At 40.5% G+C, this 20,836-nt stretch carries 18 protein-coding genes; 7 read left to right on the top strand and 11 right to left on the bottom strand.

Annotated elements, in window-relative coordinates; translation table 11 throughout:
- Positions 1-174: 174 nt before the first annotated feature.
- Both murA and ACLCDV_RS20855 read left to right on the top strand, forming a co-directional pair.
- On the top strand, positions 175-1,500 hold the full coding sequence (gene murA / locus ACLCDV_RS20860) for a UDP-N-acetylglucosamine 1-carboxyvinyltransferase (protein WP_046671805.1): 1,326 nt from the start codon (positions 175-177) through the stop codon (positions 1,498-1,500).
- Positions 1,501-1,628: 128 nt separating this feature from the next.
- The gene (locus ACLCDV_RS20855; protein WP_317664300.1) at positions 1,629-2,561 is read left to right on the top strand and encodes a hypothetical protein; all 933 of its coding nucleotides are present in this window, start codon (positions 1,629-1,631) and stop codon (positions 2,559-2,561) included.
- Between the two features lie 66 nt (positions 2,562-2,627).
- Here ACLCDV_RS20855 and ACLCDV_RS20850 read toward each other — a convergent pair whose 3' ends face one another.
- Together ACLCDV_RS20850 and ACLCDV_RS20845 are read right to left on the bottom strand one after the other, a co-directional pair.
- Entirely contained in the window at positions 2,628-3,032 is a 405-nt protein-coding gene (locus tag ACLCDV_RS20850) for a DUF5606 domain-containing protein (RefSeq protein WP_075993972.1), read from the bottom strand.
- Between the two features lie 26 nt (positions 3,033-3,058).
- Positions 3,059-3,517 (bottom strand): peptidylprolyl isomerase, encoded by a 459-nt coding sequence (locus tag ACLCDV_RS20845; protein WP_046671802.1) that lies wholly within the window; start codon positions 3,515-3,517, stop codon positions 3,059-3,061.
- Positions 3,518-3,681: 164 nt separating this feature from the next.
- On the opposite strand from ACLCDV_RS20845, the gene radC reads away from it, so the two are divergent.
- Entirely contained in the window at positions 3,682-4,380 is a 699-nt protein-coding gene (radC, locus tag ACLCDV_RS20840) for a RadC family protein (RefSeq protein WP_120333384.1), read from the top strand.
- 17 nt (positions 4,381-4,397) lie between these two features.
- Positions 4,398-5,147: a class I SAM-dependent methyltransferase gene (locus tag ACLCDV_RS20835; protein ID WP_411972156.1), complete on the top strand. Its 750-nt coding sequence runs from the start codon at positions 4,398-4,400 to the stop codon at positions 5,145-5,147.
- Here the strand turns inward: ACLCDV_RS20835 and ACLCDV_RS20830 are convergent, their stop codons facing one another.
- The 3 genes from ACLCDV_RS20830 to ACLCDV_RS20820 are packed head-to-tail and all read right to left on the bottom strand — an operon-like array spanning position 5,148 to position 8,250.
- Positions 5,148-6,692: an MFS transporter gene (locus tag ACLCDV_RS20830; RefSeq protein WP_411972155.1), complete on the bottom strand. Its 1,545-nt coding sequence runs from the start codon at positions 6,690-6,692 to the stop codon at positions 5,148-5,150.
- A gap of 2 nt (positions 6,693-6,694) precedes the next feature.
- Positions 6,695-7,756, bottom strand: coding sequence for an HlyD family secretion protein (locus ACLCDV_RS20825; RefSeq protein WP_075993967.1), 1,062 nt, complete (start codon positions 7,754-7,756; stop codon positions 6,695-6,697).
- A gap of 32 nt (positions 7,757-7,788) precedes the next feature.
- Entirely contained in the window at positions 7,789-8,250 is a 462-nt protein-coding gene (locus ACLCDV_RS20820) for a MarR family winged helix-turn-helix transcriptional regulator (protein ID WP_411972154.1), read from the bottom strand.
- Between the two features lie 129 nt (positions 8,251-8,379).
- On the opposite strand from ACLCDV_RS20820, the gene ACLCDV_RS20815 reads away from it, so the two are divergent.
- Positions 8,380-8,865 carry a hypothetical protein gene (locus tag ACLCDV_RS20815; protein WP_317664308.1) on the top strand — a complete coding sequence of 162 codons (486 nt, stop codon included), beginning with the start codon at positions 8,380-8,382 and terminating at the stop codon, positions 8,863-8,865.
- A 111-nt stretch (positions 8,866-8,976) separates the two neighbouring features.
- Complete coding sequence (locus tag ACLCDV_RS20810; protein WP_317664310.1) at positions 8,977-9,462, top strand: hypothetical protein; 486 nt, start codon at positions 8,977-8,979, stop codon at positions 9,460-9,462.
- 72 nt (positions 9,463-9,534) lie between these two features.
- On the opposite strand, the gene ACLCDV_RS20805 is transcribed toward ACLCDV_RS20810, so the two are convergent.
- The 4 genes from ACLCDV_RS20805 to ACLCDV_RS20790 form a co-directional block, all read right to left on the bottom strand.
- Positions 9,535-12,849 carry a DEAD/DEAH box helicase gene (locus ACLCDV_RS20805; RefSeq protein WP_411972153.1) on the bottom strand — a complete coding sequence of 1,105 codons (3,315 nt, stop codon included), beginning with the start codon at positions 12,847-12,849 and terminating at the stop codon, positions 9,535-9,537.
- Between the two features lie 9 nt (positions 12,850-12,858).
- Entirely contained in the window at positions 12,859-14,928 is a 2,070-nt protein-coding gene (locus tag ACLCDV_RS20800; RefSeq protein ID WP_411972152.1) for a TonB-dependent receptor, read from the bottom strand.
- Positions 14,929-14,946: 18 nt separating this feature from the next.
- Complete coding sequence (locus tag ACLCDV_RS20795; protein ID WP_411972151.1) at positions 14,947-15,738, bottom strand: hypothetical protein; 792 nt, start codon at positions 15,736-15,738, stop codon at positions 14,947-14,949.
- Between the two features lie 107 nt (positions 15,739-15,845).
- Positions 15,846-17,156 carry a BamA/TamA family outer membrane protein gene (locus tag ACLCDV_RS20790; protein WP_411972150.1) on the bottom strand — a complete coding sequence of 437 codons (1,311 nt, stop codon included), beginning with the start codon at positions 17,154-17,156 and terminating at the stop codon, positions 15,846-15,848.
- Positions 17,157-17,354: 198 nt separating this feature from the next.
- Between ACLCDV_RS20790 and ACLCDV_RS20785 the strand changes: the two genes are divergently transcribed.
- Positions 17,355-19,235: a M1 family metallopeptidase gene (locus ACLCDV_RS20785; RefSeq protein WP_411972149.1), complete on the top strand. Its 1,881-nt coding sequence runs from the start codon at positions 17,355-17,357 to the stop codon at positions 19,233-19,235.
- 123 nt (positions 19,236-19,358) lie between these two features.
- On the opposite strand, the gene ACLCDV_RS20780 is transcribed toward ACLCDV_RS20785, so the two are convergent.
- Positions 19,359-19,970 carry an alpha-ketoglutarate-dependent dioxygenase AlkB family protein gene (locus tag ACLCDV_RS20780; RefSeq protein WP_411972148.1) on the bottom strand — a complete coding sequence of 204 codons (612 nt, stop codon included), beginning with the start codon at positions 19,968-19,970 and terminating at the stop codon, positions 19,359-19,361.
- Between the two features lie 22 nt (positions 19,971-19,992).
- Complete coding sequence (locus ACLCDV_RS20775; protein WP_411972147.1) at positions 19,993-20,829, bottom strand: methylated-DNA--[protein]-cysteine S-methyltransferase; 837 nt, start codon at positions 20,827-20,829, stop codon at positions 19,993-19,995.
- Positions 20,830-20,836: the final 7 nt, after the last annotated feature.

Below are 20,836 nucleotides of genomic sequence, written 5' to 3'. Positions count from 1 at the left end.
AAGTGATTAACAGATTTCTTTACAATTGCCTTCTTTTTTTTAAGAATCGCGCTGTTTTAATAAAAAACAAGGTTCTTTGGTCTCCGATCCCTGTATGTTAGGCGGAAGGCTGAATATCCCAGGGCTAATACAAGAACCGGGATAAGATACTAAGAAGATATCACTTATATATAAATGAACGCATTTGAAATAATCGGTGGAAAACCGTTAAAGGGAGAGATTATTCCTCAAGGAGCAAAAAATGAGGCCTTACAGATCCTTTCTGCAGTTTTACTGACAGAAGAACCTATGACCATCAGTAATATCCCAGATATTAAGGATGTCAATAAGTTGATCGATCTATTGGCTGCTTTAGGTGTTAAAATTAATCGCATAGATAAGGACACATACGTTTTTGAAGCCAAAGATATAAATATAGACTATTTCCAGTCACCCGAATTTAAAGAAAAAGGTGGTGGATTGCGGGGCTCTATCATGATTGTCGGTCCTTTGTTGGCTCGATTCGGAAAAGCCGCTATTCCGAAACCGGGGGGTGATAAAATCGGACGTAGACGGTTAGATACACACTTTTTGGGCTTTGAAAAATTGGGCGCTAAGTTTGTGTACGATGCGACTACCCATTTTTTTAACGTTGATGCGACGGAGTTAAAAGGAAGTTATATCCTTTTGGACGAAGCTTCTGTAACGGGTACGGCGAATATCGTGATGGCTGCTGTATTGGCAAAAGGGACAACAACGATATACAACGCTGCTTGTGAGCCTTATTTACAACAACTATGTAAGATGTTGAATCGCATGGGTGCTAAAATATCCGGTATTGGATCTAATTTGTTGACTATCGAAGGAGTAGAGCGTCTGGGGGGAACTTCACACCGCATGTTGCCTGATATGATTGAAATAGGTTCTTTCATCGGACTTGCAGCAATGACAGGTTCAGAAATCACCATTAAAGATGTCTGTTTCGAAGAACTTGGCGTTATCCCATCTGTATTTTCGCGCTTAGGTATCAAGTTTGAATTACGTGGTGATGATATTTTTATTCCGGCGCAAGAATCGTATGAAATCGATACATTTATCGATGGATCTATCCTGACGATTTCAGATGCACCTTGGCCAGGTTTTACGCCCGATTTATTAAGTATAGTACTTGTTGTGGCGACTCAGGCAAAAGGAAACGTATTGATCCACCAAAAAATGTTCGAGAGCCGTTTGTTCTTCGTGGACAAATTGATTGATATGGGGGCGCAGATTATCTTGTGCGATCCGCACCGAGCAACCGTTATTGGACTGAATAAATCACACCACCTGAGAGGTATTGAGATGACTTCGCCAGATATTCGTGCCGGGGTGTCTTTATTGATTGCAGCGCTATCTGCCAAAGGAAAATCTGTGATCCACAATATCGAACAGATTGAACGTGGCTATCAAGATATCGAAGAACGCTTGCGTAAATTAGGAGCCGATATTAAACGTATCGATGCCGAACCAAAGGGTCACTAATTAAAGCGAATAGCCTATGTGCTAGTGTAAGATAAAAGAAGCTCCGGATATAAATTCTGGGGCTTTTTTTGTGATATCTGCGTCAAATAAGGTAAATTTGTCTATACTACATTTAAATAGCTATAGATATGAAAAAATATCTAAAAAAGTACGCCTTAGTTTTCCCATTATTAGGCATAGTACTTCTTTTTCACAATTGTCAATCCTCTACACCTAAAGAGGTTAAGCTACATGAAGAATCAAATACAACAACGGATATCCGCTCTTCTAAACGGATCAATGCTGCGGTAATTGTACAAAAAGTTACTTTTCCCAATATGCCATTTGCTGAACTGATCAGGTTGATGAATCTGACAAAGGATAGTTCGCCCGCAGCATTGTGGAAAACGATATCCGCGCTACCTCCGCTAGAGCAAATGAAGAAAGATAGCTTTGATATTGAAAATCCCCTGCAACGCATGGAGCTTATGCTTGTTCCTTTGCGCAAGATGGAAATCAAGTTCGATCAACAACAGGCAAAATCTGATGCGGAGGGCCTGACCTATCGTTTGCAAAATTATGTGAATTATGGCAAGAGCTCGGGCGAAGGTTTTCTTGCAAATCGCGAAAATGAGGGGATCAATTTAGCACTGAACTTTCCTGAAGGAAAACATAAAGAATTCGCTAAAGTGCAGATACGAATAAATCCCAAAGAGTATATGATCGATAAGACCGGAAAAACAAAAGTAATTGCCGGCATTACCTGCCAGCAGGCTATTTACAATAAAATTGATGCAAATGATAATATACTCCCCAAATTTGTCGTTTGGAAAAGTCCAAGGATTCCAAAAGGAATTAATTTGTTACATCCTTATGTGTTTGATGAAAAAGAAGGAATTCTTGAAATCGATGCCTATCTCAATGCAGATGAAAATTCCCTATTGCGCTTTACAACCACAGCTGTCGTCGAAAAAAAATTTGAACCCAAAGATTTTGAGATAAGAGAAGCACATGCCAAGCTTGACGGGGCCAAGGATCAAAACAGCATCGAAAAAAATGTACTTGATGTAGTGTTTCATTAGAAACACCATAAAAAAGGAGTTGATCAATTGATCAACTCCTTTTTTATTTGGAATATATGTAAAAGTTTACATTAAAGGAGCAGGTGCTTCTTCTTCAAATAAAGGGAATTCCTTGATAATGTTATACCATGTGATTACCTTTTTAATATCCGAAGAATAAACACGTGATTCATCATGGCCAGGAGCTACTTCACGGAAGAAATCTCTTAATGTTGCGCCATCAGATTTTGTATCTGGCAGAGCGATGCCTTTCTCTTTGATTGTTTCAAAAATATTCAATAGACGAATTTCTTCTTCTTCACCATAGATGGTGATATCTTCCAAAGTCGCCATTTTTGTAGAAGATAAACTTACTACAGTTTTGATTTTTGCCTGATCAAGGGTTTCTAAAATAAAACCACCTTTATTTTGTCCAACCAATTTGAACAATCCTGGTTTACCAGTTACGGATACTAATGCTCTTAAATTCATTTTAATACGATTTAAATCTCCAAGAATTAATCTTCGATAACTTCAATTGATAAAATACGGTCACCTTGTCTGATATCGTCAACAATGTCTACGTTTTCGATAACTTTTCCAAAACAAGTATGGTTACGATCTAAGTGAGCAGTGTTGTTACGGCTATGACAGATGAAAAATTGAGAACCACCAGTATTACGGCCTGCATGAGCCATAGACAATACACCTCTATCGTGGTATTGGTTTTCGCCTGTTAATTCACAGTCAATTTTATAACCAGGGCCACCTGTTCCAGGGATTCCTGCAGCTCCTTCACGTGAATTTGGACATCCACCTTGGATAACGAAATCAGGGATCACACGGTGAAATGCCAATCCATCATAATATCCTGATTTAGCAAGTTTGATAAAATTGGCTACTGTATTTGGAGCATCAGCTGTGTAGAACTCCACAGTCATGTCGCCTTTTTCTGTTTTAATAATCGCTTTACTCATATTCAAAAATTTTTATGAAATACAAAGATAACGTTTCAGAGTGAAATGTGAAGTAAATCCCCATTGCCAATTTTTTTTAATTGATAGATTGTGTATTTCTCAGGATATTAAGTAACCGTATTTTTGTATATTTATGTACGCTAGCCAATTATAATTAACTGTATATGTCAAATCCGTACAAACTAGTCATTCGGGAGTGGGCAGAGGCCGATCGTCCGAGAGAGAAACTATTGAGCCAGGGCCGTAGGGCACTTACCGACGCCGAATTACTGGCTATCTTGATCGGATCTGGTTCCAAAAATGAAAGTGCTGTTGAATTATGCCGGCGCATATTGGCCGATGTCAATAACAACCTGCAGACGCTTTCGATGATGGAGGTTTCAGAACTGAGCATGTATAAAGGGATAGGCGAGGCAAAAGCCATCGCTATTCTTGCCGCATTGGAGCTCGCACGCCGCAAAAACGACCTCCCCGCAGAAGAACGTAAGCTCGTAAATAGCAGCCGCTTCGTTTACAACTTTATGAAACCCATACTTCAGGATCTGCCCCATGAAGAGTTTTGGACGCTGTATCTCAATACGGGGTATAAAATATTAGACAAACAACTGATTGGACGGGGGGGTAATGATTTTACGCCAGTCGATGTCCGGATTATATTACGATCTGCACTTAGCCTTAAAGCACATGCAATTATATTAGTTCATAACCATCCCTCGGGCACCTTGTATCCAAGCAATGCTGACAAAATTCTGACGCAAAAAATTGTTGAAGCCTCTAAAATTATGGATATTAGAGTTGCCGATCATTTAATCTTTACCGATAACGGATATTATAGTTTTAAAGATGAAGGTATAATCGACTAGTTACAGCAATTCTTAGTATGAACAAAAACAGTATTGATAGATTCACAGACAGGGTTGTCGATTACGAGAAATTTAGACCTTGTTACCCAAAAGAGATTATTCAGGTGCTTAAAGAACAAATAGGACTGGATAAAAAGTGGTTGGTTGCCGATATCGGTAGTGGTACAGGGCTATCTACGCAACTTTTTCTCGAAAATGGGAATGACGTTTTTGCTGTTGAACCCAATCGGGAAATGCGTGAATCTTTACTGCATCATTTTAAAACCTATCGAAATTTAATCGCGCTGAATGCGACTGCCGAAAATACATCAATTGAATCTGGATGTGTAGATCTCATTTTTGCAGGGCAATCGTTTCATTGGTTTGACCGGGAAGCATGTAAAAGGGAGTTCGTTCGCATTCTCACAGAAAATGGACGTATTGTACTGGTCTGGAACCAGCGTGATCCCGGCGACGCTTTTCAACAGGAGTACGAAGATTTTCTGCTCAGTCATATACCAAGTTATCAATCTGTCAGTCACAAAAATATCAGTGATGATGATCTCAAACAATTTTTTGGATCACGTTCAATGACCAAGGTAACCTTACCAAATCAACAGATATTGGACCTTCGGTCGTTTTTGGGAAGAGTACGTTCATCATCCTATTTTCCCAAAGAGCAGGCTGAAAACAAAACGCTCTATGACGATCTCCGTACACTTTTCGATAAGTACGCAATCGCTGAGCGTATCGTATTCAAGTATATTACCGAAATTTATATCAGTTAACTAAGAAATAGGAATTTGCAAAGCTTCTTTCGTTGCATTTTTTCTCTTCCAGTCGAAAACTCTTCGTATAGGAGAAGAATGAAAAGGGAAGATTAAGATGAATAACGTTAAGATTACCCCGATAATAAATAGCCCGGAGTAGGCGTCGCGTAAGGATAGTAGCGAGGCTTGGACTTGGACCGATTTCATTATATTTCCTCTTTGTAGCACCAAGCTATTTGTTCGATCGATTATACCAGCAAGATTATTGGCATGAAGGATCTGTAGGTGGTAATACCAATTGGCAATGATGTTTGACCAGACTACAGGCACCAAAAATGAACGTGTAAGAATCAAAAATACTAACCCCGAGAGGTAATATTTGCTGGGAATATTACCGGCCATATATACGCCTATTCCTATGTAGGAAGTGATCACGCCCATTCCTCTTAATGTCAAAGGGAGATAGAACAAAGCCGTGTTTGTTTGCTGGTCGATAATCCTTGCAAAGAAAAAGCAAGATAGGGCATAACACACTGCGGAGAATGCCAAAATGAACTTGCATTTTTTTGTTAATTTGAAATATATATAAGCGATTACAGCGCCAATCATATAACCGGGAATTACATAGGTATTTATTTCGGCGACTTCCAAGGGGTTTGTACCAACCGTAATTCCCAAAAGGGAGGAGTACAGCGAGGTCGAGCTATAAAAAATGCCGAAAATAAAAATTATTCCAATGGAGATAGGCAGAATCCGTGTTGAAAAGGCTTCAAAATTTAAGAGTGATTTTCGGATTAGTACACTTCTATTTATAAAAAGTATAAAAAAACAGAGCGATGCGATTCCGGTGACCAAAATAAACCTGGAATGAAACCAATTTTGTGTCAGACCATATGTGCTGAAATAGGCAAAATTCAATAATGAAATACAAAGTAAAATACTTCCAAACCAGTCATATTGATACAGCGGTACCTTTTTAAAATCTGACGATTTCATAAAGATGATGCAGATTAACAACGCTACTGCAAGTAGTATATTTTGAAATAAAAAGACAGTTTCCCAATAGAAACGTGTTGCAAATAGAACAGATACATAACTTGCCAAGGCAGGAATGATCATTGTCATGGGGTAGTAGACTGCATATAATTGATACCGTTCTCCACGTGGCATGAGAAAAGGGATCATTTCCCCAATGATAGCCATCGTGACAATAATCTTGGCACTCCCAATAAAAAATGTGGCCATACAGATGTTGACACCATTATTGGCATGTTCCAAAACCGCATTGGAAGCGAGGATAATGAAGATAGATACAATTAATATCGTCTTTTTGGAAAATAATTTCAACAACCTAAATACCAGTGGTATGGCACATACCATTCCCGCATAATAACAATATGTAGCCATACTCAGATCTGCGGTAATACCGGCGTATCCATTCATGACATACGTGTTAATGGATGTTGGGATTCCATTATTGAACGAAAATAAAATATTGAGTACAAACAGAAAGAACAATTCCCAACCTGAACTCAACCAATCTCTGAATATGCGATCTCTCATGATTATTTAATACGTATGATAGCATTCATACCTACGCGAAGCATGGCGAGATCTTTTGGGGTATTGGATGCTGTAAAATTAATTCTAACCGGAATGCGCTGTTGTACCTTAACAAAGTTCCCCGTAGAATTGTCAACCGGAACAGCAGAATACTTAGATCCTGTTGCTTCGGATATGGCCGCCACTTCACCTTCAAATGTCTTCCCGGCCAATGCATCAATTTCAATGTTGACTTTTGCCCCGAGGGCAATATTTTTTAGTTGACTTTCGGTATAATTTGCGGTAATCCATTTCTGCTCATCACGTACAATATTGACCAATGGCGTACCGTTTTGCACCAATTGGCCTTCTTCTATCGTCCGCCGTCCCAATACGCCGTCGTACGGTGCAGTGATCACCGTATACGAAAGGTTTAATTTGGCTAGATCAATCGCAGATTCTGCCTTTAGTAATGAGGCATCATTGATTGACAGCTTCTGTTCAGACTCATGTGTGTTAAGTTTCGATACACGCTCTTGCGCCAAAAGTGCCTTATATTTGGCTAACATGGCCTCATAATCTGCTTTTACCTGATCGAATTGATATTGCGTTACTGCCTCATCTTTCACCAGACTCTCGTAACGCCTATAATTCAATTCCATATTATCTAGCCGGGCTCTCATCTCATCGATATTGGCATTTGCTATCGCAGTACTATTGCCGGCAATGGCAATTCCAGATTGCGATATTGTTTTACTTGCTTTGGCATCGGCAAGAGTGGCTTGTGCATTTTGTAATAAAATTCTGTACTCAGCATCATCAATAATGACGAGTGTATCGCCTTTGTGAACTTTTTGATGCTCATCAAATCGAATTGTTTTGATATAACCGCTGATACGCGAATTTATAGGGGTAATATGGGCGTCTACCTGGGCATCATCTGTATAAACAGATTCGTTGATGTGGAAAAAGACTAAGATACCCCAGATAATTGTAACCACAATGACGACTGCAGATAGGATGTTGATGATCCATATCTTCCGCCTTCGTTTTATTTCTTTCTCACTTAATGTTGAATTGCTCATGACTCAATTACTTATCTTCTTTTTTCTGAAAATCAAGGCTCCCGATACGATTGCTTATCAATAATTGCAGTCAATTTTTCGAGCGTTTCTGTAATTTCCAATACTTTTTTTTCTGATATCTCCTGCAGGATAGCACAGTAGAGGTCTTTCTGAACAGGATCTAATAATGTCCTATATTCGTCTCCCTTTACCGTTAATTCGATTAAATTATTTCGTCTGTCATTGGGATCGCTGACGCGTTTAACCAGATCCCGTTTACAAAGATTATCGATCAGCGGAGTGACACTTGCTTTGTTCTTCTGTATTGCTGTGGCTATATCTTGCTGATTCATTTGCTCCTTTTTCCACAGTGCTGCCAATACTTGTAACATTTCATAGGTGATATCCAATTGCTGTTCCTTTATTTTCTGGATATAGTATTGTTTTAAGCTCGTTCGCAAAGCAATGATACTATCCACTAAGGGTTTTACTGGATTCATGGATTCGTTTTTCATAGTACAAAGTTAAATATAAAACAGTTAAATATCAAACTAATTTACTTTAGTTAAAAATGTGTTAAAGATGAGTGCTTTAGAGAGAGATGGCATTTTATTTGGGAATACTTAAACGAAAGGAAAAAAGATATGTTAAGAGTTGAATTAATCTTTTTTAGACGTTGCCTGCTGCCACTGCTGATTTTAGCAGGAGGGATAAGTGTTGTAAGGGCGCAGCAAATGCATGCTTTTAATAACTTAGAAAATGATTATCATTTTGTATATCGGTGGGTAGATCCGTTCTTCCCTTTAAGCCCACAGGTCGATGTGATGACCTTGGATGTTGCGCCGATCGATAAAGAGCCCGAGCAGCAGGAGAAAATAAAGACGCCAAGGGGAAAACAACGTTTTACGGGCAGGGTGAGTGAGTGCATATATGAAGGTTCGGAAGTAACCGTTGGCTCTAGAGAATCTGTTGGAAATATAACCTACATGTCCACTAATTCATCCACACGGTATCGTGTTGCCATTGATCGAAGGAGTAATGAGTACTATCATGGAAAGCCTGTATTTATCGATGCGAAGGGCGTAAAATATATAATTGATTCGAAATTCAGAAAACAAGTTGTTGAATAATTCCTTCGCTAAGTTAAAAGTATGTTAAAAATGTTTTGTTAAAGAAATTAAATAAAAATATGGCATTTGTATTGTACTTTTATTTACAATTATTTAAATAACAATTGAGTTATGAAAGCAATAAATCGTTTCAAAAAAATCACAGCTGCATTAGCTTTGATCGCTGCAGTGGGATTGGGACAATCCTATGCACAAACGGCTCCTAAAAAAATGGAAAAAGAAGCCAAAAAGTCTGAACAAAAAGCAAAAGAAGTAAAGACTAAAGCCAACGAGGCCGAAACGAAAACGAAGGCAGCGCCAGTGAAAGCTACAGCGAAGAAGGAAGCTGCAGTCAAGGAAAAGTCAACGCAGACGAAAAAGATGGCTGATACAAAAACACCGCCAGCAGCACCAATGGAAGCGAAGGAAAAAGCCGTAAAAAAAGAAAGCGCTAAATCTGAAAAACAAGCCACTGCTGTTAAAAAGGATGCCGTAGCAACAACTGATAAAGCAACAAGTGAAAAATACAACGGCCATACAGTCTATCTCGGTCCAAAAGGTGGCAAATATTACATCAACGGAAATGGTAACAAAACGTACATTTCTGACAAAAAATAAAGAGCAGCTGAAAACGAATTATATCAAAAAGGGGACAGTACGATCGATGTCCCCTTTTTTGATTTCAATAGTTTATCGTAGCAAATTCATTAAATAGCTTTTGTCGAGATAAAAGACATCTAAACTTCCGCCCTCATCCAGAATACTGTTGCTAATCTCCTTTTTATGTTGCTGTAAGGTCTGAATTTTATCTTCGACCGTGTTAGGGCTGATTAATCGAACAGCGGTGACCGTCTTTTGTTGCCCCATACGATAGATCCTGTCGATTGCCTGTTGTTCAACAGCAGGATTCCACCAGGGGTCTACCAGGTACACTACATCGGCTGCGGTAAGATTAAGTCCGGTACCACCGGCTTTTAGACTAACCAGAAAAACGGGGATATCCTTGTCGGATTGAAAGTCACTAACCAATTTACCTCGATTTTTGGACTGGCCCGTGAGCATCAACGCGCGAATACCCTGTTTATCCAAAGCCTCTTTAATCAGGTTGAGCATACTGACAAACTGTGAAAACACGATCATTTTGTGCTGGTCTTTTTTATGCTGAATCTGCTCGATAAGCATTTCGATTTTGGCAGAGTCCGCAGCGGTAGTCAGATCTTCGTTTTGGAGAAGTTTGCTTGAATTACATATCTGACGCAATTTTGTTAGACCTTTTAGGACATGCATGGGGCTTTTCTTGATTTCATCGCCATCTTTGGCAGAGATAAAATCCCGAAACTCTTTTTCATAGAGATCATAAATTCGCCGTTGGGCAGTTTTCATCTCACAGTAAAGGATCAGTTCATTTTTTGCAGGAAGATCACGTAATACATCCTGTTTTGTTCTACGGAGAATGAAAGGCTTTATTTTCTCTTTCAGCATTTTTTTTCTCTTGCGGTCATGGAAAGCATCAATAGGAGTCGTATAGACATCTTTGAAATATTTTTTGCTTCCTAGTAGCCCCGGCACAATAAAGGAAAGCTGGGCATAAAGATCCATCGTATTATTCTCGATAGGAGTTCCTGTTAAAATAATGCGATTTCTTGATTTTAATAAATTTACCGTTTTGTATCGCTGGGAATCCGGGTTTTTGATTTGCTGCGATTCGTCCAATATGACATAATTGAAGGTTATTTTTTTTAGCGTATTAATATCCGTCAGCAGGTTGTGATAAGAAATTAAAACAAGGTCATATTGTTCAAACTGCATCCCTTTTTCCATTCTATTTGGACCATCTAAAACCAACGTCTGGAAAGATGGAAGGAATTGCTGGATTTCATGCCGCCAATTAAAAATTAAGGTCGTGGGAAGTACAAGTAATGTTGGCGCAGATTGTCCCTTTGCTGTTTGAGTAGCCAGAAAGGCTAATATTTGGATCGTTTTGCCAAGTCCCATGTCATCGGCAAGACAGCCGCCAAAGTTAAGCCCATCCAAGAAATGCAGCCATTGTAGTCCTTGTTGCTGATAAGGACGTAAGTTTCCGACAAAAGTTGGAGGTAGCTGGACCTCGGATAGCGAAGAAAAATTAGCGAGCTGCTTTCTCAATGTGCTGAGCTCCGCCAACACGATGGGGTCTAACTCAGCCTGATCAAATAGTTGATCGATCTCATTGAATTTGTATTTTGGAATTTCAATGAAATCATCAGCGATCGATTCGGCAGCATTAAAATAAGCCTCAAATTTATCGAGCCACTGTTGCGGTAAAATGCCCTGGGTGCCGTCATCCAAGGTGATGAATTGCGAGCGGTTCCGTACTGCCTTTTCAAGTTTTTTTAGGGAGACACTTTTGGGACCAAATTTGACCTGTATATTGGCGTTGAACCAATTTTGTCCACTGAGGACCTCCACATGTATTTTTCCCTTAAAACGGCTTAATTTATTTCCACGTAACGTATTAAATCCAATGATCTGTATACCCTGATGCTGCCATTCCTCAAAAGCATCCAGAAACCAGTTACTGTCCAGAAAGTATTTGCGATGCAAATAAAAATGCTGAAAACTTCCCGCATCCATTTGCTCCTGAAAATAGGGATGCTGTTTCAGTAACAGGGAAATAACTTTTGTTTCAGCTTCACGTTTCCGATCGACCAAAAATTGTGTACCCTTGCTGTCTGTACCGAATATATTCCGCTTACTTAAAATAGGAATTTCGACCTCACCATAACGCATGACAGGAATAAGGTTGACAAAATCTTCCGATTCCTCCAGAAACAAAAATGGCTGCATGTCCTGATAATACAGATTTTCCTTCAACTGTGGCTTGCTTGCTTTGGGAATATCTTTAAAATTTAACTCCACGGAATGTGCTATCTGTTCCAAAAACAACCTGTTGAATTCTTCGAACTTACGCTGATGGATCAATAATTGCTCCCCCTTGTTGCCAAACAAACGGATCAACTTGAGGTGAAACCTATTTTCAATCAGAAAAAGCTGATTTTTGATGAGAATGAAATGGTCCAAAAGAACAACTAAATCCTGTAAATTGTAGGCTATCGTATGAATATGAATTTCTCCATGAATGGCATAAAACGCATCTTTTTTTGTAATAAAGAGCTTAATATCACCTTTGTTTAGGTTAAATTGAACCGGCGATAAGGTGGAGGCTGTTATATTGTCGGATTTTTCATAGTCATGCAGATAAAAATCGAGGTGTAATGGGTTTTTTGCAACCGCCTTCAGGCTGGAGCTGATTTCAATATCCTGTTGCACAGCTTGGGAAAATTGGTAAACAGCGGTGTAAAATTGCATTTCCTCAATTGAGCTGCTTTGCCAGATATGAGACTGGCTCTCACTAGCGGAAATCGGGTTTTTAGGAAGGCCGGATTTCGTCATTGGAGCTTGACACAGGAGTATTTGTAGATTTTTGTAATACCGGTTGCGCGTTAACACCACAAAATGATGCTGCTGTTCGGCTGTCGTCTTGACCTTCGGAGCAAGAGATTCCTCCACTAAATCAAAGTCATCAATGGAGGTTAGTTGTTTGTCTTTTAATAGAAACTCCAGCTTCCCTGTTTTGATCTGGGCAGCAAAATAGTTTTCTAAAGACGATTCCTTTTCCATCCCATATTGTGCCGCAACCTTCTTGAGGAGATGCTGATAGCGGTTGTGATCAAAAAATGCCAGCCAATTCTCCTGTGTAAATAGTTTACTTAAAGCCGCTTTTTGATGACGGCAGAATCCTGTTTGTGGACAACTGCAAAAGACGGCTGTTGTGGGCAATGTATGGATGATCATCACTTCAAAATCGGTATAATTCTCCAGTACCTGAAAAGTTGCCTGATTGATTTCCATTTCCATCGCATTGACCTGGAAATGGGCCAGTGTCAGGTCCATCCAAGGAAAATAAGAATAACGGCTCACCTTGGTGAAATCGATATCGGTCAATGTATACTGATGGAATTCCATGATGCTTGGTTAAAAATTAAAACTCATTCCGCCATAATAATTACGTAAAGGGGCAGGATTAAAATACCGTCCTCCAAAAGCATTGATATCGTTTCCAAGACTATATTTTTCATTGAGTAGATTGTCGGCCCCAACAAAAAATCTGATTTTATGCCGTGAACAGACAGATTTGCTCCAGGATAATTTGCCTTGTAAAAGATGATACCGTTTGGCATAAACAGTGTTTGCGTCATCCAGTGGTATTGCTGCTGTTAAATTGGAAAGAAGATCCAACTGGAATTCATTCGGGAAAAATATATTCAACGAATTTACCCATACCGTTTTAGGAACCGCAGGAAGTTTATTGTCCTTATAGTTTTTGTCGCCTACCTGATAGGTTGTGAAACTGTAGTCATTAAGGGAAAAATTGCTGGTCAGCTGTAGGCTACGGACCATACCGGTTGTTTGAGGCCTGATCAAATACATGAATAGCGAGGCTTCCAATCCCTTTTGGTTTATTTTACCCGCATTTTGAAAATATTCAGCGCCATTATCTCGTACCTGTCGGATAATGGCATTGTTCATTTGATACGTGTAGGCCGCTGCATCTAAAATAATCCGGCGATTCCACAAATGCCAACGAAGCCCAAATTCATGGTTTGTACCTGTTTCTGGTTTCAGCATCGTATTAATTGTATTGTCTGACGAGCGGACTTCAGCAACAGTTGGTGCAGAGAAACCTTTAGAAATCGATGCTCTAAGTGCAAGCATTGGAGTGATCAAATAGGATAGTGCTGCTCGTGGCATCCATGTACTCCCGAAATCAATATTTTCTTTGTTTTCTTGTGCGACAGGATAACGTTGCTGGTAGCCAATTTTATTCTCATTTAATCCGAGCGACAGCTCTACCTGGAGACGCTCTAGCCACTCCAGTTGGGTGCGTGCAAAAAATGATTGCTGACTATTTTCCAATTTGTCCTTGGCCTGAGGATCGGTAGCGACACCTTGGGCGTTGTCATAATTGTCAATAGCGTACCAGCCCTTTTGCGCTTCCAAGCCCAGTTGGACTTCATATTTTAAATCTTGGCTCAACAGATCGACATAAGATAAATACAGGCGCGTTCCTAAATTCTTTTCATCTCTTTTCTCGTAATTGGTGATGAAAGGATTTTTGATCTGATTGGATGAACCAAATACACTGGCGAATAAGGTCATCTTAGAACTGAGATGCGTCTGGTTGCTCAGTCCACCAAAGAATGTTTTATCGTAGATTGCTGCTTTTTGTTCAGCAGCACCAGGATTTGGTCCGCCCTTAGGCCGGGCCTGCCTGCGGTCGCTCTCCATTTGTGCTGCGGTGAGCCCTCCCGGAGTTTGGTAACCGAGATCCGAATAGAAACCGGTGAATTTTAATTCGGATGTTTTTGCATATTGCCAATTGTAATTGAGCTGGATATTCTTTTTGTTTAAGGCTGAATTCTGGCGATAACCGTCACTTCTTGTCCAACTTTGATTGATGGCAAGTTGCTGAGTCTGGCTGAGGGGTAATATTGCATTGAGCTGTTCCTGGAAAAGACCGTAGGAGCCCCCCGTTAATTGAAGATTGACTTCAGGTTTGCCAGATCGATCAAATCCTTTACTATAAAAGGAGAGTACACCGCCTGAATTGGCCCCATAGATCGATCCATCGGGACCTTTCAATATATTTATCTGCCCTATTGCGGAGGGATCTATCAAGTTTAGATAGGTGTTCCCGCCGGCGTCAGTAAATGGAAAGTCGTCCAGATATATTTTGACATTGCGAACACCAAAAGGTGAACGGACCATACTCCCACGGAGTGCTAGCCGGTAACTCCCAGGGGAACGTTCTTCCATGCGTAAACCCGGCACCCTGTTCATTGCTGAAACAAAGGAGGGCGACTGCTGGGATTGGATCATTTGGCTGCTTAACACAGCCGCAGAAGATGTCAATCGCAATAGCGGTTGTTTATTGAAGTAGGCTTTAACTTCGACTTGTTCTAGCCGATTAGTCGTAGTATCCACTTCCTGCGCATATAATTTGCTACATAAACCAAGGGTAGCAAGTAGGTAATATCTTTTCATCGTTAAGGTTTGGTCGGCTTAGTCTGCAAATTCCTGACTGAAATAAATTTCAAAAATCTGCTTTTTCTTATTGTATTTTAGGCATTGAAAATTTGCATATACGGAGCTGGTCGGTACGCAAAGACTGTTGGCCATAGCTTCTTTTGAGAATTTTTTGTTCAGACATCCCTGCTGCAAATCAAAGTTTTTGTTCGTCGAAATATCAGTCACATCAAAGGAATTGTCGTCAATCAGGTAATTTGAATTGTTTAAACGAATATAATCCTCTTGATAAATCAGTTCGGAAGCAACGAGATAATCGAGCGATCCAAAGCTGGATGAACAATCCAGATTTTGAAGGGTATTGGCAACTTTTAACTCTTTATACAGTGTGTTGTATGTATTGTTTTTATGATCGAACAAGGTGATCTCGATGCGATGATTACCTTTGTTGTATACCGTATACCCAAAGTCTCCGGGGCCATTTTCGAAGATATTCCCTTTCGCGATCGCTAAAACAGCCAAGTTAGGATGCCCAAGAAAATAATCTTTCTGGTCTGCACTTAGTGTTGTCGTTAACTTCTGATGAAGTTTATCGAAGAGGCCGGCATCGTTCATTTTCATTAACTGCTGCGCTTGTTCCTTTATTCTGTCTACAAAACGCGGGTTATCGTAGCTCGAAGTATCCGACGGGAGCGGTGGTGATGCAGGAGGGACTACCTGTTCTTTCTTTTGTACGTCAATTTTCGTTGTTTTTGGCGTCTTTGTCTGATGACAGGAAACAAGAGCCAATGATAATACAATGTATAGAAAAAAGGTTTTTAAATTCATGATGAAATACCGTCAATGCCAATTCAGTTACTCTTTGTGAATAGAAAGAGCAACAACATCGGCTAATTTAGTTATTTTATGGCAAACAAAGCTGTCGCAACCTGGAATTAGAAAGCTTCATTCAGGCCTAAAAAGAAACCACGGGAACCATATTTTCCAAAGGCATAGTCCAGACATAGATTTGTACGTGTTGCTTTGTTAAAGAGCACCCGTAATCCGGCGCCACCCCCAGGTTGCCACCTTTCAAAAAGTTTGGTGCCCAGTTCGTCGCTGGCAGTCTGTAGGTTAAAAAAAGCAGCTCCGCTCAAAAAGCGATTCTTTAAAATTGGGAAGCGGTATTCTGTTTCGGCATAACCGAAAGAAATTCCTTTGAAATAACCAATGGTATAGCCGCGCCCGCTTCTGACAGCTACGTCTCTTCCCGTTCCTGGGAGATCAAAATAGGGAAGTGTACCACCAAGTTTATAGGAGCCCCAATACCAGAAGGCAAGTACATGAGCGGGGTCGGACTGAGATAGACTAAAGTATTTTCGAAAGTCGGTGGTAAGCTGTACAGCACTTTTGCTACTGCCCAACAGCGTTGTGTTCCACCGCACACCGATATCCGAATAGATTCCTTTGTAAGGCCTATTGGGATTGTCTCTTGTCATGTATTGCATATTGAGCAATAGTCCATTGGAATTATAACTGTCGGGCTCGAAGCCATGTTTTTCGGTGTAGATGGTATTGGGCGTAATGTTGCCATTGGGGCCGCTGCTGGTTATTTTTCGTCGTAAGTCAAACGCCAATCCGGCTCCAACAAATAGTCCGTCGGCGATACGTTTATAGACTTTTTCATTAAATGTAAACGCGTTATATTTTGCTCCGTATTTCTTATGGTCGGGGTTGGCAAGGATCTCTTCATCGGCATTGTTCCATTTTCCATGGGGAGTCATGCCCAAACCCGCATCTAAAGCGACCATTTTGACAAGTGCAAAAGCGCCCTGAAAATTTAGTTTATTGTTGGGGGTAAAGATATTATGACTGATATAGAAGACCATGATGTTTTTTGTGGTGATTGAGGCGCTTGTCGCTGCGATCGACATGGTCGTTGTTTTGGGGTCGCCCAGTACTTTCCCGGCGACAGCCTTGATTCCGATCTGACCACCAATGGTTGGGTTGTAGGCAATGTTGGGCATTAAGGTGATGGGAGAGCGTTTACTCGCGTGTTCCTTTTTTCGTTTGGGATGGATTATTCTTCCGATTAAATCCGATATATCGTATTGACTGGCCATGGCCGAGTCACGCTGATGTTTGTACTGTGCAAGAGAGTCTGTGTTTGCATCGGTTTGAGCAGCGAGCAGCGTAGGGATTGAAATTAAAAGTATTCCTAAAAAAACCTGTCGGAAGAAATCGTTATAACGTAAAAGTTGATGCATACATTCGGGTCTATCTTAAAACTAAACGTCAAAAAAAATAAAATGTTTTCTCAAGTACTCGGAGTCTGTCTTTTTTTGATCTTTGAACAAATGCAAATGTGGTATTGTGTTGAAGAAGTTTATTTTTATTGCGGAGCTGGAGAATTAAACTTGCAAATCACAGCAAATTTATCTTAGTTTGATTATTTAAACTAGGATATGATAGGACGCACTATATTTAACTATGGATTGACTTTGCTTTTATTGACAGGGGTAGCTCATGCGCAAGAACTGTATACCCCAAGAAATATTCAGCAAGCGATCGAAAAGGGAACCCGTACCAAAACGGGGCTACCAGGGAAAAACTATTGGCAGAATTTTGGTAAGTATGATGTGCGGGTGCAATTGGATCCGGCTACAAAGATGGTGAGTGGAACAGAGACTATTCTGTACACAAACAATAGTCCCGATACATTGAAACGCTTGGCTATCCGATTTGTGAACAATGTGCACAAACCTAATGCGGTACGTGCGGCATACGCTTCGGACGACTACCTGACTTCGGGCCTAAAGATTAAATCGTTTAAATTGAATGGTCAAGTTTACGACGTAAACAGCAAGGACTGGGGAACGGTGAAGTTAGGCGATTTTGGGCAGAAAATCCTTCCGGGAAGCACTGCAACATTGGACATTAGCTGGGAATATCCGTTATCTGTCGAAAGCGACCGTGAAGGGCTGTTGAATGCTTCCACCTTTTATTGTGCTTACTCTTATCCGCGTGTGTCTGTATACGACGATTACAATGGCTGGGATCTTCTGGAACATAATGGCCGACAAGAATTCTACAATGGTTTCAACGATTATCAATTTGAGATATCCGTTCCGAAGAACTTTGTTGTTTGGGCGACAGGTGAATTGACAAATGCGGCTGAGGTACTGCAGAAACCTATTCTGGACCGTTTCGAAAAATCAAAAGTCAGCGATACGCCAATACATATTGCGACAGATGCCGAAATGAAAGCGGGGAAAGTGACAACACAAGAAGCCTGGAATAAGTGGAAATTCAAAGCAACCTATGTGCCTGATTTTTGTTTCAGTGTGAGTGATAATTATATCTGGGATGGCGGGAGTGTAGATTTGGGAAGTAAGCGCGTGAGTGTGCAGTCAAGCTATGTCGCCGGAACGCCAGATTTTGAACAATACATTGGTTGGCAGCAATATTGCATTGACTGGTTTTCTAAAAATTGGCCCGGTGTCACTTATCCATATCCAACAATGACAGCCGTTCAGGGCTTTGCAGATATGGAATATCCGATGATGATCAACGATTCGAGTGTCCCAGATAATCTCGTGGATGCACGGCAAACAGCAGACCATGAAATTGCACATACCTATTTCCCTTTTTACATGGGTATCAATGAGACGCGATACGGTTATATGGATGAAGGCTGGGCTACTGCATTGGAATTCTGGATTGGAAATGCGGAGATTGGTGCCGAAAAAAATAAAGAACTTTTCAAAGATGCCCGTGTAAAGCGCTATATCTTTGACCCCTCTACCGAAGAAGACCAACCCCTGATTACCATGACCTCTCAGTTGAGTGGTTTAGGGTACGGCAACAATGCCTACATCAAGGCCGCATTGTCTTATATTGCGTTACGGGATTACCTGGGTGATGAATTGTTTAAAAAAGCACTACACCATTACATGGAGCTATGGCATGGAAAACATCCGACGCCTTGGGACTTCTTTTACAGCATCAACGCTGGAGCTGGGCAGAATTTAAACTGGTATTGGAAAAATTGGTATTTCACCAATAATTACATTGACCTTAAAGTGAATGGTTTTAAACAGCTTGCTGGTAAAAATACACTTACGATGACTAATGTTGGGGGATTTGCAATTCCGTTTGATGTGTTGATTACCTATACGGATGGATCAGTGGAGACAAAACATCAAACTCCGTCAATTTGGCAACACAATGAAAAACAGGTAATCCTGACTTGGACTTCGACTAAAAAGGTGAAAAATATTACCTTGGACGGAGGGATTTTTATGGATTACACAGCCAAGGACAATAGCTGGGACGTGATTAAATAACCCGATCGATCGTGTCAGCCTTTATGTTTGAAAAGGTTGACACGATTAATGACTGAATGTTGTTGTGAAGTCTACCTACAACTAGGTGTCCATTCCTGTAAGCCTTACCCTGGGCCTGTAAGACTACAGCTGATCAATGCTTCGAAATGTCAGATTAATTCGTGCACTGAACGCTTTTTTTGTCGGTGGAAGCCGATGCAACCAATACGTTTGTGTAAGACCTTTCATCACCAATAAACTTCCATGGCCCAAGATGATGTCTATTTTTTCTTTGCTCGTTTTGTGTTTAAAGGCAAACTTTCGTTCAGCACCAAAGCTTAAAGAAGCAATTGCTCCATTTTTTTTGAGGTCTTTTTCACCGTCGCTGTGCCAGGCCATTCCCTCGTCGCCATTGTGATAAAGATTCAACAGGCAGGAATTATACGTCTCCTGTGTTTGTTCTTCGGCAATCTTTTTCAGCTCAAGAAGCTCTTTTGTCCAGGGAAGCGCCCTTTTAGTGGTGTTGGAATAGCTATATTCGAAAGCCTGATCGCCATACCAAGCCACTTTTCGTTTGGTGACGATTTCGTTTCCAAAAATAATAGCACGGTCATTTACCCATTCTATCGAGTCCATGAGTTTATCAAAATAGTGGTTTGCTTCCTGTGGAGGCAGTATTTTACCATAATAATTGACAGTTCCATCGTAAGGAAGTAGATTTCTATTGCCATCGAAGAGATTGTCGAAAAGTTCCATGTGATCGTATTGTGTGTATTTACTAAATTGCCGAATGTAAAGTCTCCCATCCGATCATCGCTGTTTTCCGCATTGGATCCCATCGGTAACCACCAAATATACCGCTGTTTTGTATAACACGATGACAGGGGATAAGGTAAGCTATCGGATTGCTTCCGACAGCTGTGCCGACAGCACGGGAAGCTTTGGGGTTTCCGATTTGAGAAGCGATAGCACCGTAAGTGCTTAAGTTACCCATAGGGATTTTTAATAAAGCTTCCCAGACTTTCAATTGAAAATCAGTGCCTTTTAAATGTAATTTTACCTGACGGATATCTTTATCTTGGGGATTTAATGCGCTGAGTGCATTCTCGTGCATGCTGTTCCCCTGTTGTAGGTATGTTGCGTTCGGAAATCGTTGCTGAAGAGCGTCAAAAGCTGTTATGTTATCATCCGCGTAGGCAATATGACAAATACCTTTTGAGGTGGATGCAATTAGCATTGTGCCGAATAAGCTCTGATAATACGCGTAGGAAATCAATAAATTGGAGCCTTCATTTTTATATTCAGCGGGAGTCATCCCCTCAATGTTGATAAATAGTTCATGAAGTCTACTGCTGCTGGAAAGACCAAGCTGGAATGTTGTTTCAGCAATGTTATTTTCCTTGAGCAATGATTTTGCATAATTTATACTTACGTACTGTAAGAATTTCTTGGGACTTGTACCTGCCCATGCGGTAAACATGCGTTGAAAATGAGCTTCACTCATGTAAACATGAGAAGCGATCTGACCCAATGTAGGTTGAGACTTAAAGTTTTCCTGTAAGAAATGTATGGCCTTGGCGATACGTTGAAAATCTACTTCTTGTTGAATAGTCATGATTGTT

Source organism: Sphingobacterium sp. Lzh-3, assembly GCF_046764375.1.
In the GTDB taxonomy this organism is placed as follows: domain Bacteria; phylum Bacteroidota; class Bacteroidia; order Sphingobacteriales; family Sphingobacteriaceae; genus Sphingobacterium.
Note: the sequence above shows the minus strand (reverse complement) of the source record. Positions and strands in the feature narration are given on the sequence as shown.

What these genes read in the sequence shown, in the direction of transcription:
- murA (WP_046671805.1), top strand. Translation starts at nt 175, where the DNA reads ATGAACGCATTTGAAATAATCGGTGGAAAACCGTTAAAGGGAGAGATT.
- ACLCDV_RS20855 (WP_317664300.1), top strand. Translation starts at nt 1,629, where the DNA reads ATGAAAAAATATCTAAAAAAGTACGCCTTAGTTTTCCCATTATTAGGC.
- ACLCDV_RS20850 (WP_075993972.1), bottom strand. Translation starts at nt 3,032, where the DNA reads ATGAATTTAAGAGCATTAGTATCCGTAACTGGTAAACCAGGATTGTTC.
- ACLCDV_RS20845 (WP_046671802.1), bottom strand. Translation starts at nt 3,517, where the DNA reads ATGAGTAAAGCGATTATTAAAACAGAAAAAGGCGACATGACTGTGGAG.
- radC (WP_120333384.1), top strand. Translation starts at nt 3,682, where the DNA reads ATGTCAAATCCGTACAAACTAGTCATTCGGGAGTGGGCAGAGGCCGAT.
- ACLCDV_RS20835 (WP_411972156.1), top strand. Translation starts at nt 4,398, where the DNA reads ATGAACAAAAACAGTATTGATAGATTCACAGACAGGGTTGTCGATTAC.
- ACLCDV_RS20830 (WP_411972155.1), bottom strand. Translation starts at nt 6,692, where the DNA reads ATGAGAGATCGCATATTCAGAGATTGGTTGAGTTCAGGTTGGGAATTG.
- ACLCDV_RS20825 (WP_075993967.1), bottom strand. Translation starts at nt 7,756, where the DNA reads ATGAGCAATTCAACATTAAGTGAGAAAGAAATAAAACGAAGGCGGAAG.
- ACLCDV_RS20820 (WP_411972154.1), bottom strand. Translation starts at nt 8,250, where the DNA reads ATGAAAAACGAATCCATGAATCCAGTAAAACCCTTAGTGGATAGTATC.
- ACLCDV_RS20815 (WP_317664308.1), top strand. Translation starts at nt 8,380, where the DNA reads ATGTTAAGAGTTGAATTAATCTTTTTTAGACGTTGCCTGCTGCCACTG.
- ACLCDV_RS20810 (WP_317664310.1), top strand. Translation starts at nt 8,977, where the DNA reads ATGAAAGCAATAAATCGTTTCAAAAAAATCACAGCTGCATTAGCTTTG.
- ACLCDV_RS20805 (WP_411972153.1), bottom strand. Translation starts at nt 12,849, where the DNA reads ATGGAATTCCATCAGTATACATTGACCGATATCGATTTCACCAAGGTG.
- ACLCDV_RS20800 (WP_411972152.1), bottom strand. Translation starts at nt 14,928, where the DNA reads ATGAAAAGATATTACCTACTTGCTACCCTTGGTTTATGTAGCAAATTA.
- ACLCDV_RS20795 (WP_411972151.1), bottom strand. Translation starts at nt 15,738, where the DNA reads ATGAATTTAAAAACCTTTTTTCTATACATTGTATTATCATTGGCTCTT.
- ACLCDV_RS20790 (WP_411972150.1), bottom strand. Translation starts at nt 17,156, where the DNA reads ATGCATCAACTTTTACGTTATAACGATTTCTTCCGACAGGTTTTTTTA.
- ACLCDV_RS20785 (WP_411972149.1), top strand. Translation starts at nt 17,355, where the DNA reads ATGATAGGACGCACTATATTTAACTATGGATTGACTTTGCTTTTATTG.
- ACLCDV_RS20780 (WP_411972148.1), bottom strand. Translation starts at nt 19,970, where the DNA reads ATGGAACTTTTCGACAATCTCTTCGATGGCAATAGAAATCTACTTCCT.
- ACLCDV_RS20775 (WP_411972147.1), bottom strand. Translation starts at nt 20,829, where the DNA reads ATGACTATTCAACAAGAAGTAGATTTTCAACGTATCGCCAAGGCCATA.